We start from the raw sequence: 14106 nt of genomic DNA on the forward strand, positions 1-14106 counted from the left end.
GTCAGCCCGGGGTGTTCCGCATCCAGTCGGCGGTCTGGTAGAAGGACTGCATCAGCCGCATGCGCAGGTCCTCGTCGATGCCGATGTCTTCCATCGCCCATGCCATCGCGCGCAGCCATTGGTCGCGCTCCGCGCTGGCGATCGCAAACGGCAGGTGGCGCGCGCGCAGGCGCGGGTGGCCAAACTGCTCGACGAACAGGTCGGGACCGCCCATCCAGCCGGACAGGAACATGAACAGCTTGTCGCGGGAACTGTCGAGCGGGGTGGGATGCATGGCGCGGATGCCGGCGAACTCGGGTTCCAGCTCCATCAGGTCGTAGAAGCGGTCGACCAGCTCGCGCAGGCGGGCGTCGCCGCCGATGATGTCGTAAAGCGTGTCAGTCATCCGAGCATGATACCGCAGAGCAAGGGGACTGTGCCCGCAGGCGCCAGGGCGGCAGTCTCCCATCCGACATTTGATGCAGATCAATCGGCAGCCCCGTGTTTTGCGCCACGATGGCTTGAATTGCGCAAAATCAACACTTTCCGCCCATGATGTCAGTCCCCGAACCCACTGGCAAGGCCACCCTCCTGGACCACCTGCGCGCGTCCGCCGCGCAGTGGCTGCTGCGCCGCCAGCGCGAATTCGACCCCGACACCCTGCGCGTGGTCCTGCTGGGCTGGGTCGGCCTGGTCGGCCTGCCGCTGTACTACGTGATCTGGACCCGCCTGTTCCCGCAGGCGTACGACAGCCTGCCCCTGCGCGCCATCGGCATGGGCTTCTGCCTGCTGATCGTGGTCGGCATGCGCTCGATGTCGCAGCGCTGGCGCACCATCGTCACCTTCGTGGGCGTCACCTACACGCTGCCGTTCCTGTTCACCTACCTGTACCTGATGAACGCCGCGTCCGCGGTCTGGAGCCAGTGCATGATGATGACGCTGGTGCTGATGTTCCACTTCCGCGTGCGCTGCGCGCTCATCTCTTGCGCGATCGGGATGTCGCTGGCGGTGCTGGCGTTCTCCAGGTCCGGCGTCGCCCCGCCCGCCACCGGCGCGGTGCTGGAACAACTGCCCGTGTGCCTGTTCACCGTGCTGGTGATCGCGTTTGCCAAGCTGGGACGGCGCATGCTGGCCCAGGCCAAGATGTCGGGCATGGCGCAGGGCCTGGCGACGGTCTCGCACGAGCTGCGCACCCCGCTCATCAGCGTGGATGCGAACGTGCGCGGCATGAGCCGCATGCTCAAGCGCGACCAGGAAGACCCGGAAGCGCTGCGCGAGGCGCTGAACCGCATCCAGTTCGAGGTGCGCCACATGAACCACCTGGTGGACCTGTTCCTGCTGTCCGCCACCGCGGTGACCCGCACGCTGGAACCGGTCGAGCTGGTCAAGATGTCGGAAGTGGTCGACAACGTGATGAAACGCTACCCGTTCGCCTCCGCCGCGCAGCGCGAAAGCGTGCGTGTGGAAGTGCGCGGCGACTTCTCGTTCGGCGGCCAGCACGAACTGGCGGTAGTCATCCTGCTCAACCTGTTGCGCAACGCGCTCAAGGCGCTGCACCGTGCCGGCAAGGGCCGCGTGCGCATCGTCATCGACGGCGCCGGCGCGTCGCCGCGCCTGCTGTTCATCGACACCGGCTGCGGCATCTCGGCCGCCGAGCTGCCCAACATCTTCCAGCGCTTCTACACCTATCCGAAAGGCGCCGGCTCCGGCATCGGGCTTGCGCTGTGCAAGGACATCATGGATGCCTGGCACGCCAGCATTCGCTGCCTGTCGCGCGAGAACGCGTACACCATGTTCGTACTCGAATTCCCCGCCAACCCCAAACTTGCGCCGCGTCCCGCCACGCGATTCGACACGCCACCGATGCCATGTCCCTACCCGTCTACCAGCACCCCGGCCTGACCGTCCTCGTGGACGACAGCGACAGCTTCCTGCGCAGCCTGTCGTTCCAGCTCGATCCCACGCTGGCGAGCGAGGCCTTCCACGACACCCGCGCGGCGCTCGCGTGGCTGCGCGGGCATTCCCCGGCCCGGGAGCGCATCGGCGCCGTCGCGTCCGGGCCGGACGGCGCATCCCGGTGGCAGGAGGGCAGCGGCGCGCCCGACATCGAGCGCCTGCACGCCACCTGCTACGACGGCGACCGTTTCGCCACCCCGACCGTGCTGGTGGTCGACTACTCGATGCCGCAGATGAACGGCCTGGACTTCTGCAAGGAGATCGCCAGCCTGCCCTGCAAGAAGATCCTGTTCACCGGCGCCGCCGACGAGAAGATCGCCGTGGAAGCATTCAACCGCGGCCTGATCGACCGTTTCATCAAGAAGAGCGACGACGACGCGCTGGAGCGGCTGGAGCAGGACATCCAGGAACTGCAGCGCGATTACTTCGTCCAGCAGTCGGCGCCGCTGCGCGAGCTGCTGGCCCTGAACGGCTATGGGTTCATCAGCGACCGCGTGTTCGCGGACCTGGTGCGCGACATCAGCGGGCCTCTGGGCATCGTCGAGCACTACCTGTTCCCGAACCCGGCCGGGCTGCTGATGTTCGATGCGGCCGGCAAGGCCAGCCTGCTGGTGGTGGAGACCGACGCGAGCATGCAGGCGCATGTCGAAGTCGCGCGCGACAACAAGGCGCCGGCGTCCCTGCTGGCGGCGGTGCATGCGCGGCACCTGCTGCCGTTCTTCCATGACGGGGACGGCATGTACAGCGCCTCGGTGGGGGAGAACTGGCAGCGCTACTGCAGGCCGGCGCAGACCTGCGCGGGAGCGGAGCGCTACTACTGGGCCATCTTCGAGCTGCCGGCAACCTACCTGAAGCAGAAGGTGCGGCCGTATTCCGGCTTCCTGCGCGACCACACCGGCTCGCGCCGCGCCGCGTAACAGCGGCCGTCCCCGCGTGCGCGGGGACGACGATATATCAGGCTTCGCGGAGGGTCTGCAGCGGCGGCTGCCGCAGCACGTCGCGCAGGCTCAGCCAGCCGCCCGTCACCGCGCACACCGCGCCCACCGCGATCCCGGCGATCCACACATTCGGCGTGAGGACCCATTCGAACTTGAACTGGTAGGTAGCCAGCGCCCACCCCAGCACCGCCGCGCCGCTCGCGGCCAGCAGGCCGGCCAGGCCGCCCACCAGCGAGAACTCGATCACTTGCGCGCGCGAGAGCTGCTTGCGCGTCGCCCCCAGCGCCCGCAGCAGCCCCGCCTCGCGGCGCCGCTCGTCGCTCGATCCCATCAGCGCGGCGTACAGCACCAGCACGCCGGACGCCAGGGTGAACGCGAACAGGAACTCCACCGCCGCGATCACCTGGTCCATCACGTCCTGCACCTGGCGGATGATGGCCGAGACGTCGATCACGGTGAGGTTCGGGTAGCTGCGCGTGAGCGCGTTGCCGAGGGTGGAGCCGCCCTGCGGCAGGTGGAACGCCGTCATGTAGGTGGCGGGCGCGTCCACCATCGCGGACGGATTGATGATGACGAAGAAGTTGGCCCGCATCGAGCCCCACTCCAGCTTGCGCAGGCTGCTCACCCTGGCTTCCACCGGGATGCCGCCCATGTCGAAGCGCACCATGTCGCCGACCTTCCAGCCCAGCGTCTTGGCCAGGCCCTGCTCCACCGACGCTTCGCTGACGCCCGGCGCATCGGCGAACCACTTGCCCGCGACGATCTCGTTCCCCTTTGGCAGCTCGGTGGTGGTGGACAGGTTGAACTCGCGCTCGGCCAGGCGGCGCGCGCGCTCATCCAGGTAGCTGTCCTTGGTCACCGGCTTGCCGTTCACGGTGGTCAGGCGGCCGCGGATCATCGGATAGAGCACCGGCTGGTTCACGCCTGCGGCGGCAATGCGCCGGGCCACGTCGTCCTTCTGGTCCGGCTGGATGTTGATGATGAAGCGGTTCGGCGCATCCGGCGGCGTCGCGCTGCGCCACGCGGTCATCAGGTCGCTGCGCACCACGGTCAGGAGCAGCAGCGCCATCAGGCCCAGCGCCAGCGACACCGACTGCACCACGGTGGTGCCGGGACGGCGCCGCAGCGCGGTCACCGCGAAGCGCCATGCATGGCTCGCCCACAGGTTGCGCAGCGTGCCGAGCGACTTGAGCCCCAGCCACGACACCAGCGCGAACAGCGCAAACGCGGCCAGGAAGCCGCCCGCCACCACGGCCGACAGCATCGCGTCGCCCGCCTGCCACAGCAGCAGGCCGCAGAACGCGGCCACGCCGAGGCCATAGGTCGCCAGCGCGGCCGGCTTGGGCGCGGCCTGTTCGCGGCGGATCACGCGGTTGTGCGGCACGTTGCGCAGCTGGAGCACCGGCGGCAGCGCAAAGCCGGCCAGCAGCACCATGCCGGTGGCCAGCCCCACCAGGGCCGGCTGCCAGGAAATCGGCGGCAGGTCGTGGGTCACGAACGATGCCAGCGACTGCACCAGCACGTAGTGCGCGCCGAAGCCGACCAGCACGCCGAGCGCGCTGCCGGCCAGTCCGACCAGCAGGAACTCGACCAGGTACAGCAGCGTGACCTGGTTCTGCGTCATGCCCAGGCAGCGCAGCATCGCGCAGGCGTCCAGGTGGCGCAGCATGAAGCGGCGCGCGGCCATCGCCACCGCGACCGCGGCCAGCAATGCCGACAGCAGCCCGACCAGCGACAGGAAGCGCCCCGCGCGGTCCATGGTGGCCTGCATTTCCGGGCGGCCCTCTTCCAGCGTCTCGATGCGCACGCCCTTGATATTCTCGCGCGCGATCCTGTCCTTCAGCCAGCCCTGGTAGGCTGCCACCGATGCGCGGTCGTTGGCGTCGCGGCTGGCCGCCAGCAGGCGGTAGGTGACGCGCGCGCCGAATTCGGTCAGGCCGGTGCCTTCCAGGCTGGCCAGCGGCATCATCACGCGCGGCGCGAAGTTGACGAAGCTGGGCCCGCGGTCCGGCTCGGACGCGATCGCGCGCACGATCCGGAAGCTGGCGTCGCCCAGCCGCAGCGTGTCGCCGACCTTCGCCTGCAGCGTGACCAGCAGCGCCGGGTCCACCCACACGGTGCCCGGCTGCGGGATGCCGTGCGCGATCTCGCCGATGCCCTGCGCGGCTTCGTCGGCATTGGTCGTCACTTTCATGCTGCCGCGCAGCGGGTACAGCTCCGACACCGCCTTGACCGACGACAGCTGCGAATGCGACTGCTCGCCCTCGCCCACCTGCGCCATGCTGGGGAAGGCGACCGTCTCGGCCAGCACCAGCCCGCGCCGCTCCGCTTCGGCCTTCCAGGCCGGCTGGATCGGATTGTCCGCGCTGACCAGCAGGTCCGCGCCCATCAGCTGGTGCGCGTCGCGCTCCAGTCCCGCGCGCATGCGGTCCACGAAAAAGGCGACTGCTGACAGCGCGGACACCGCCACGATCAGCGCCACCAGCAGGAAGCGGAGTTCGCCGGCGCGCCAGTCGCGCAGGGTCATGCGGATCGATTGCCGGATCATGCGTGCTCCGCGAAGAAGGCGTCCACCTCGGCCAGCAGGCGCGCCTTGGCGCCGCTGTCCAGGAAGGACGCGTTGAAACTGTCGCGCGCCAGCTGCTGCGCATGGAAGCGCGTGAGCGGCAGCGCGCGGAATACCGCGTCGTAGTTCTCGTTCAGGTAGCCGCCGAAATAGGCCGGGTCGTCCGAGTTGATGGTGACGGTCAGGCCGGCATCGAGCAGCGCGAGCAGGTTGTGGCCGCCGATCTCGTCGAACACGCGCAGCTTGACGTTGGACAGCGGGCACACCGTGAGCGCGATGCGTTCGCGCGCCAGCCGCGCGGTCAGCTCGGCGTCTTCCAGGCAGCGCACGCCGTGGTCGATGCGCTCCACCTTCAGCACGTCCAGCGCGTTGCGGATGTACTCGGGCGGACCCTCCTCGCCTGCGTGGGCGACCAGGTGCAGGCCCAGCGAGCGGCAGCGCTCGTACACCCGCGCGAACTTCTCGGGCGGGTGGCCCAGCTCGGACGAATCGAGGCCGACGCCGATGAATTTGTCGCGGAACGGCAGCGCCATCTCCAGCGTGGCCATCGCATCTTCTTCAGGCAGGTGGCGCAGGAAGCACATGATCAGCGTGGCCGACACCGGGCTGTCCTGGCAGGCGCGGTGGATGCCGCTGATGACCGCCTCGAACGGCACGCCGCGCGCGGTGTGCGTCTGCGGATCGAAGAAGATCTCGGCGTGGCGAACGTTGTCCTGCTGCGCGCGCTGCAGGTAGGCCGCCGTCATGTCGTAGAAATCCTGCTCGTGCAGCAGCACGCTCGCGCCGGCGTAATAAATATCGAGGAAGGATTGCAGGTCCGTGAACGCGTACGCGCGGCGCAATTCCTCGACCGAGCCATAGGCCAGTTTGACGCCGTTCCTTTGCGCCAGCGCAAAGATCAGCTCCGGCTCGAGTGAACCTTCGATGTGGATGTGCAATTCTGCTTTTGGCATGGCTTGCACGAGGCGCAACAGCTGATCGTTCATGGAATCCTCCGCGGGAAGTCCATGAGTGTAGCGCATCCGGAAAGGTTGACACATGCATACGAGCCGCGCGACGTCGTCCCGGCGCGGGGGCGGCACCCGGCTGCGGCCACGCCGAGTGTGGGACGCGGGTGACCGTGCACGGATCACGGCGTCCGCCGCGATGACGGCGCCAGCGTCGCCATTTGTTTCGCGTGCGCCACTTACGGATGAAATAGTGCAAGATAAATCATGGCTTTTCCATGAACGGCGGGCCCCTGTTACAAAGCTTACGAGTCATCGTATTGACATCGTCGGCATTGGGAACATACTCGATTTCATGGGCGTGATGGCAATTGACAGCACGCACAAAAGCCCGACGGACCGGGGTCAAAAAGCACTTACCGCGCCATGCCGGAACACTGGCGGCGCCGGCCAAAAAAAGACGTACTCCATCGGCGGGTTCCAGGCAGGATGCCGGGCATTTCGCACAATCGACTGCCAGTAGTGACGAGGTTTAACCGAAAAGAGGGACATTCAAATGACCATTTTTGACAACTACGCAGCCCGTTACGAGCGTACCCGCGAGGAAGAATATTCCCTCGCCGAGTACCTGCAACTGTGCAAGAAGGACCGCCTGACCTACGCCAGCGCCCCTGAACGCATGCTGGCCGCCATCGGCGAGCCCACGCTGGTCGATACCCGCAACGACACCCGCCTGTCGCGCATCTTCTCCAACAAGGTAATCAAGATCTATCCTGCGTTCAAGGACTTCTACGGCATGGAAGAAGTCATCGAACAGGTCGTCTCCTACTTCCGCCACGCGGCGCAGGGGCTGGAGGAACGCAAGCAGATCCTGTACCTGCTGGGGCCGGTCGGCGGCGGCAAGTCGTCGATCGCGGAAAAGCTCAAGCACCTGATGGAACAGGTGCCCTTCTATTGCATCAAGGGCTCGCCGGTCAACGAATCGCCGCTCGGCCTGTTCAACGAAGAGGAAGACGGCACCATCCTCGAAGAGGACTACGGCATCCCGCGCCGCTACCTGCGCTCGATCCCGAGCCCGTGGGCGGTCAAGCGCCTGCACGAGTTCAACGGCGACATCAACAAGTTCCGCGTGGTCAAGCGCTACCCCTCGATCCTGAAGCAGGTCGCCATTTCCAAGACCGAGCCGGGCGACGAGAACAACCAGGATATTTCCTCGCTGGTGGGCAAGGTCGACATCCGCAAGCTGGAGGACTATTCGCAGGACGACCCGGACGCCTACAGCTACTCCGGCGGCCTGTGCCTGGCGAACCAGGGCCTGATGGAATTCGTCGAGATGTTCAAGGCGCCGATCAAGGTGCTGCACCCGCTGCTGACGGCCACCCAGGAAGGCAACTACAAGGGCACCGAAGGCTTCGGCGCGATCCCGTTCGAAGGCATCATCCTGGCCCACTCCAACGAGTCGGAATGGAAGACCTTCCGCAACAACCGCAACAACGAGGCCTTCCTCGACCGCATCTATATCGTGAAGGTGCCGTACTGCCTGCGCGTGACGGACGAGGTCAAGATCTACGACAAGCTGCTGCGCAACTCCTCGCTGGAGCAGGCGCCGTGCGCGCCCGGCACGCTCAAGATGATGGCGCAGTTCGCGATCCTGTCGCGCCTGAAGGAACCGGAGAACTCCTCCATCTTCTCCAAGATGCTGGTGTACGACGGCGAGAACCTCAAGGACACCGACCCCAAGGCCAAGTCGATCCACGAATACATCGACTACGCGGGCGTGGACGAAGGCATGAGCGGCCTGTCGACCCGGTTCGCGTTCAAGATCCTGTCCAAGGTCTTCAACTTCGACAACACGGAAGTCGCGGCCAATCCGGTGCACCTGCTGTACGTGCTGGAGCAGCAGATCGAGCGCGAGCAGTTCCCGCCGGAGCTGGAGCAGAAATACCTCTCCTATATCAAGGAGCACCTGGCCCAGCGCTACGTGGACTTCATCGGCAAGGAGATCCAGACCGCCTACCTGGAGAGCTACTCCGAGTACGGCCAGAACATCTTCGACCGCTACGTCACGTTTGCCGACTTCTGGATCCAGGACCAGGAATTCCGCGATCCGGACACGGGCGAGTCGTTCGACCGCGAGCAGCTGAACGCCGAACTGGAAAAGATCGAGAAGCCGGCCGGGATTTCCAACCCGAAGGACTTCCGCAACGAGATCGTCAACTTCGGCCTGCGCGCCCGCGCGACCAACGGGGGCAAGAATCCGGCGTGGACCTCCTACGAGAAATTCCGCACCGTGATCGAGAAGAAAATGTTCTCGAATACCGAGGAACTGCTGCCGGTCATCTCGTTCAACGCCAAGGCATCGGCAGAGGATGCGAACAAGCACGCGGACTTCGTGGCACGCATGGTGGAGAAAGGCTACACCGCCAAGCAGGTTCGTCTGCTGTGCGAATGGTACCTGCGTGTGAGGAAGTCCTCGTAAGGGCGTATATTGGAGATGTGGCGTCGGAGGCGGTGCGAGCACCCCTCCGTCATCCCCGCGAAGGCGGGGATCCATGCTGAGTTGGGCGGAACCGCCAGTGCCACCGGCGCGCCAGCCCAGCATGGGTACCCGCCTACGCGGATATGACGTTTGACCGACGCCGTCCGGAACGAAGCAGGAGGCCCGTTTTGACTTACCTCATCGACCGACGCTTGCAAGGCAAGAACAAGTCAGCAGTAAACAGGGAACGCTTCCTGCGCCGCTACAAGGCGCAGATCAAGGACGCGGTCGGCCGCGCGATCAAGGGCCGTTCGATCACCGATATCGAGAACGGCGAACGCGTGTCCATCCCCGTCAAGGATGTGAACGAACCCCACTTCGGCCATGCCCACGGCGGCGTGTGGGAGATCGTCAACCCCGGCAATACCGAATACCAGAAAGGCGACCAGTTCAACCGCCCGCGCGCCGGCGGCGGCAGCGGACGCGGCCGCGCGGGCAACAGCGACCAGGTGGTGGAGGACGACTTCATCTTCGAGCTGTCGCGCCAGGAATTCATGAACTACTTCTTCGAGGACCTCGAGCTGCCGAACATGATCAAGACGCAGCTGACCTCGACCACCGAATACCGCACCCAGCGCGCCGGCTACAACATCGCCGGTACGCCGTCCAACATCCACGTGCTGCGCTCGCTGCGCGGGGCGCTGGGCCGGCGCATTGCCGTGGGCGGCAAGCCGCGCCGCGAAGTCGAGGCGCTCGAGGACGAGCTGGAGATGCTGCTCGACGCCGGCACCGACGAATCCGACCCGCGCATCACCGTGCTGCGCGAACGCATCCGCCACCTGCACACGCGCCTGAACGCGATCCCGTTCATCGATCCGTTCGACCTGCGCTACTCCAACCGCATCAAGGTGCCCAAGCCGTCCACCCAGGCCGTCATGTTCTGCATCATGGACGTGTCGGGCTCGATGGACGAGACGCGCAAGGATACGGCCAAGCGCTTCTTCATCCTGCTGTACCTGTTCCTCAAGCGCGTGTACGAGCACATCGAGGTGGTGTTCATCCGCCACCACACCGCCGCGGCCGAAGTGGACGAGGACGAGTTCTTCCACTCGCGCGAATCGGGCGGCACGGTGGTGTCGTCCGCGCTGCACCTGCTGAACAAGGTGATCCACGAACGCTACGGCAACGCGGACTGGAACAGCTACGTGGCCCAGGCCTCGGACGGCGACAACTGGGACAACGACTCGGTGCTGTGCAAGCAGCTCCTGATCAACACCATCATGCCGATGGTGCAGTACTACACCTATGTCGAGATCACCGACGGGCCGCCCCAGAACCTGTGGGAGCAGTACTCGGAAGTGCGCGCGCACCACCACAACTTCGCGATGCAGAAGATCGTGACGCCGGCCGACATCTACCCCGTTTTCCGCGAGCTGTTCAAGAAGCAGCCAAAGTAGGACACCATGCCCAAAGACCCGCCCAACCCACGCGCCCTTCCCGAGCAGTCGGAGTGGACCTTCGACCTGATCGAACAGGCGCACGAGGAGATCCGCCGCGTCGCCCGCAGCTTCGGGCTGGACACCTATCCGACCCAGCTCGAGATCATCACGGCCGAGCAGATGATGGATGCCTACACCTCGGTCGGCATGCCGGTGTCGTACAACCACTGGTCGTTCGGCAAGCACTTCCTGGCGACGGAGAAGAGCTACCGCCGCGGGCAGATGGGCCTGGCCTACGAGATCGTCATCAACTCGAATCCGTGCATCGCCTACCTGATGGAGGAAAACAGCCTGACCATGCAGGCGCTGGTGATCGCGCACGCGGCCTACGGCCACAACTCCTTCTTCAAGGGGAACTACCTGTTCCGCACCTGGACCGACGCGGAGGCGATCGTCGACTACATGGTGTTCGCGAAAAACTACATCGCCGAATGCGAGCAGCGCTACGGCATCGACGAAGTGGAGCTGCTGCTCGACTCCTGCCACGCACTGCAGAACTACGGCGTGGACCGCTACAAGCGCCCCGCCAAGCTCACGCTGGCGCAGGAAAACGCGCGCCTGAAGGAACGCGAGGAGTACGCGCAGTCGCAGGTCAATTCGATCTGGCGCACCCTGCCGCGCAAGGACGAAGTGGCGCCGGACGTGCGCACCCAGCGCTTCCCGCCGGAACCGGAAGAAAACCTCCTGTACTTCATCGAGAAGTACGCGCCGCTGCTCGAACCCTGGCAGCGCGAGATGGTGCGCATCACGCGCAAGATCTCGCAGTACTTCTATCCGCAGCGGCAGACCCAGGTGATGAACGAAGGCTGGGCCACGTTCTGGCACTACACCATCCTGCACCAGCTGCACAAGGAAGGCATCGTCGGCGACGGCTTCATGCTGGAGTTCTTGCAGAGCCATACCAACGTGGTGTTCCAGCCGGCCGCCACCAGCCCCTACTACAACGGCATCAACCCGTATGCGCTCGGCTTCGCGATGATGTCGGACATCCGCCGCATCTGCGAGGACCCGACGCCGGAAGACCGCGAATGGTTCCCGGATATCGCCGGCAGCGACTGGAAGAAGACGCTCGACTTCGCGATGCGCAACTTCAAGGATGAGAGCTTCATCGCCCAGTACCTGTCGCCCAAGCTGATCCGCGACTTCCACTTCTTCGCCGTGCTGGACGACGACCGCAGCGACAAGCTCACCATCTCCGCGATCCACGACGAAGCGGGCTACCGCGACGTGCGCCAGATGCTGGCGGACCAGTACAACATCGGCAACCGCGAGCCGAACATCCAGGTGTGGTCGGTGAACACGCGCGACGACCGCGCCCTGACACTGCGGCACACGCAGTACCAGCGCCGCCCGCTGAACGCCCAGGCGCACGAGGTGCTCAAGCACGTGGCGCGGCTGTGGGGTTTCGACGTGCGCCTTGAGACGGTGGACGCGCAAGGCAGCGTGGTCAGCACCCTCGAATGCCGCCGCGAAAAGCGCAACCACCGCTTCTGAGGTGCCGGGGGACAGTCCCGAACCTCAATCAAATCAAACACTTGCCAACTTGATAGCGCAGTTATGCGCTACGCTTTGGCTACTGCCAAATTTTTTTGCATGACCCCTACCGCGCGCGAAAATATGCATGTAATATCGGGAGAATCTCACGAATTGTTGCATACCGGTCGCCAGCAGGCGGCCCGGCCCGGACGGCACGGTCAGTTCGCAAGCTCTCTCTTCCAACAGTACGCCCCTGTAACCGAGATTATGGTTATAGTTGGTATGGACGGTATCATCATGACAACATGAACTGCCGCCCCGTTTTCCAGAGGGAGAATCGCTATTCGGATGTGGTATAGACGTCCTGAGATACGGGAACAGGTATTGTCCATATAGGGTTCTTCCCTCTCCGGCGCACCTCCCGCGCCCCCTGTTTCCGGGGCAAAAAACTATGTGAAAAAAAGAATTTGTAGTTATAATTCTTTGATGTCCCGGATGCGGCTGGCGGTTTCGTCGTGTTTAGAGGGTTTGGTAGCAGGAGAATAAAGAGTAGGTATTGGAGAAAGCAGGCATGAATTTTTCGCACGAGAAAGAACCCGGGAAGAATCTCACCGGCATCACCGTCGTCGTTATTTTGCATGCCATCGTGGCTTACGGGATCGTCAGTGGTCTCGGCACACGCATGGTGACGAAGATGGCTGAAGCCGTTGAAACGAAGATCATCGAAGAGGTGAAGCCACCTCCTCCGCCTGAGCTCCCGCCGCCGCCGCCACCACCGGAAATGAAGGCGCCACCGCCACCGTTCATTCCGCCGGTCGAAGTGAACGTGCAGCAGCCGCCGCCAGTGCAGAACACGATCGCCGTGGCGACCACCACGCCGCCGCCTACCAACGAACTGAGCCGCCCTGCTCCACCGGCACCGCCTGCGCCACCTGCAGCGCGCGGCCCGGTGAACGTGCCGGCAGTCGTTGACTTCAATACCTGCGCCAAGCCTGAATATCCAAAGGCATCGCAGCGTAACGAAGAAACCGGTACCGTCGTGCTCCAGTTCCTGATTGGCGTCGATGGCGGCGTGAAAGACTCGCGCATCCAGAAGTCGAGTGGTTTCCGTAACCTGGACCGCGCGGCACAAAGCGCACTTGGCCGTTGCCGTTTCAAGCCGGGTGAGTCGAATGGCCAACCGCAGGAAAGCTGGACAAGCGTGCAGTACGTTTGGACGTTGGATAGTTAACAAGAACCCGAGGCAGAGCATCGCCTCAATGTGCAAGAGTTTCGTTGTCGAATAACGTTCAGCGAACTGTTTATTATTATCTTTGGAGGAAGCATGTTTAAGAATACCCGTTTGTCCGCTCTGCTGGCGGCTGTACTGTTCTCGGTTACGGCGGCTGGCGCGCTGGTGTCCGCACCGGCAATGGCTGACGCTCCTGCTCCTGCAGCAGCTGAAGCTCCTGCGGCAACCGACGCGGCAGCAGCACCAGCGGCTGACGCACCAGCAGCTGACGCTGCAGCAGCTGACGCAGCTGCTGCTCCAGCAGACGCAGCTGCACCTGCAGCAGCAGCTGGCGAAGAAGTCGAAGCACCTAACCCATACGGCTTCGAAGCTGTCTGGCACGGCGGCGTGGTTTCGCGCGGCACCCTGATCATCCTGGTCCTGATGTCGATGGGCTCGTGGTACATCATCATCACCAAGCTGCTCGACCAGATGAAGATCTTCAAGCAGTCGAAAGAAACCCAGGCCAAGTTCTGGAAAGCTTCGTCGATCGCTGCTGGTTCGGCTTCCCTGAAAGAAGGTTCGCCATTCCGCTTCATCGCTGAAACCGGTACCAAGGCAACTGCCCACCACGACGGCGCCCTGCTCGAGCAGATCGACCTGTCGACCTGGGTCACCATGTCGATCCAGCGCGCAGTGGACAAGGTCCAGTCGAAGCTGCAAGACGGCCTGTCGTTCCTGGCAACCGTTGGTTCGACCGCACCGTTCATCGGTCTGTTCGGTACCGTCTGGGGCATCTACAACGCACTGATCGCCATCGGCATGTCCGGTAACGCATCGATCGACAAGGTTGCAGGTCCAGTCGGTGAAGCACTGATCATGACCGCACTCGGCCTGTTCGTTGCAGTTCCAGCAGTTCTGGGCTACAACTGGCTGGTTCGTCGTAACAAGTCTGCAATGGAAGACATCCGTTCGTTCGCCGCTGACGTGCACTCGGTCCTGGTGTCCGGCGTGATGGCAACGGCGAATGTGAACGCCAAGAAAGTTGGGTAATTA

10 protein-coding genes are annotated in these 14106 nt (G+C 64.2%); 7 read left to right on the top strand and 3 right to left on the bottom strand.

What is annotated here, in order from left to right; all coding sequences use genetic code 11:
- Position 1: 1 nt before the first annotated feature.
- Complete coding sequence (locus ACFSQR_RS08080; RefSeq protein ID WP_377729184.1) at positions 2–385, bottom strand: group II truncated hemoglobin; 384 nt, start codon at positions 383–385, stop codon at positions 2–4.
- Positions 386–531: 146 nt separating this feature from the next.
- Between ACFSQR_RS08080 and ACFSQR_RS08085 the strand changes: the two genes are divergently transcribed.
- Both ACFSQR_RS08085 and ACFSQR_RS08090 read left to right on the top strand, forming a co-directional pair.
- On the top strand, positions 532–1881 hold the full coding sequence (locus tag ACFSQR_RS08085) for a sensor histidine kinase (protein WP_377729185.1): 1350 nt from the start codon (positions 532–534) through the stop codon (positions 1879–1881).
- Positions 1848–2852, top strand: coding sequence for a response regulator (locus ACFSQR_RS08090; protein ID WP_377729186.1), 1005 nt, complete (start codon positions 1848–1850; stop codon positions 2850–2852). The genes ACFSQR_RS08085 and ACFSQR_RS08090 overlap by 34 nt, the downstream gene beginning before the upstream one ends.
- Positions 2853–2889: 37 nt before the next feature.
- On the opposite strand, the gene ACFSQR_RS08095 is transcribed toward ACFSQR_RS08090, so the two are convergent.
- On the bottom strand, positions 2890–5421 hold the full coding sequence (locus ACFSQR_RS08095; RefSeq protein ID WP_377729187.1) for an ABC transporter permease: 2532 nt from the start codon (positions 5419–5421) through the stop codon (positions 2890–2892).
- Positions 5418–6425, bottom strand: a complete 1008-nt coding sequence (locus ACFSQR_RS08100; RefSeq protein ID WP_377729188.1) for an adenosine deaminase — start codon at positions 6423–6425, stop codon at positions 5418–5420. Before ACFSQR_RS08100 ends, ACFSQR_RS08095 begins: the two co-directional genes overlap by 4 nt.
- A gap of 517 nt (positions 6426–6942) precedes the next feature.
- On the opposite strand from ACFSQR_RS08100, the gene ACFSQR_RS08105 reads away from it, so the two are divergent.
- From ACFSQR_RS08105 to ACFSQR_RS08125, 5 genes are all read left to right on the top strand, one after another.
- Positions 6943–8865 carry a PrkA family serine protein kinase gene (locus tag ACFSQR_RS08105; RefSeq protein ID WP_377729189.1) on the top strand — a complete coding sequence of 641 codons (1923 nt, stop codon included), beginning with the start codon at positions 6943–6945 and terminating at the stop codon, positions 8863–8865.
- A gap of 188 nt (positions 8866–9053) precedes the next feature.
- The gene (locus tag ACFSQR_RS08110) at positions 9054–10322 is read left to right on the top strand and encodes a YeaH/YhbH family protein (RefSeq protein WP_377729190.1); all 1269 of its coding nucleotides are present in this window, start codon (positions 9054–9056) and stop codon (positions 10320–10322) included.
- A gap of 6 nt (positions 10323–10328) precedes the next feature.
- Positions 10329–11858, top strand: a complete 1530-nt coding sequence (locus ACFSQR_RS08115) for a SpoVR family protein (RefSeq protein ID WP_377729191.1) — start codon at positions 10329–10331, stop codon at positions 11856–11858.
- A gap of 538 nt (positions 11859–12396) precedes the next feature.
- Positions 12397–13071, top strand: a complete 675-nt coding sequence (locus tag ACFSQR_RS08120; RefSeq protein ID WP_377729192.1) for an energy transducer TonB — start codon at positions 12397–12399, stop codon at positions 13069–13071.
- A gap of 93 nt (positions 13072–13164) precedes the next feature.
- Complete coding sequence (locus ACFSQR_RS08125) at positions 13165–14103, top strand: MotA/TolQ/ExbB proton channel family protein (RefSeq protein ID WP_377729193.1); 939 nt, start codon at positions 13165–13167, stop codon at positions 14101–14103.
- Positions 14104–14106: the final 3 nt, after the last annotated feature.

It is taken from the genome of Pseudoduganella sp. GCM10020061, assembly GCF_042683405.1.
In the GTDB taxonomy this organism is placed as follows: Bacteria; Pseudomonadota; Gammaproteobacteria; order Burkholderiales; family Burkholderiaceae_D; genus Telluria.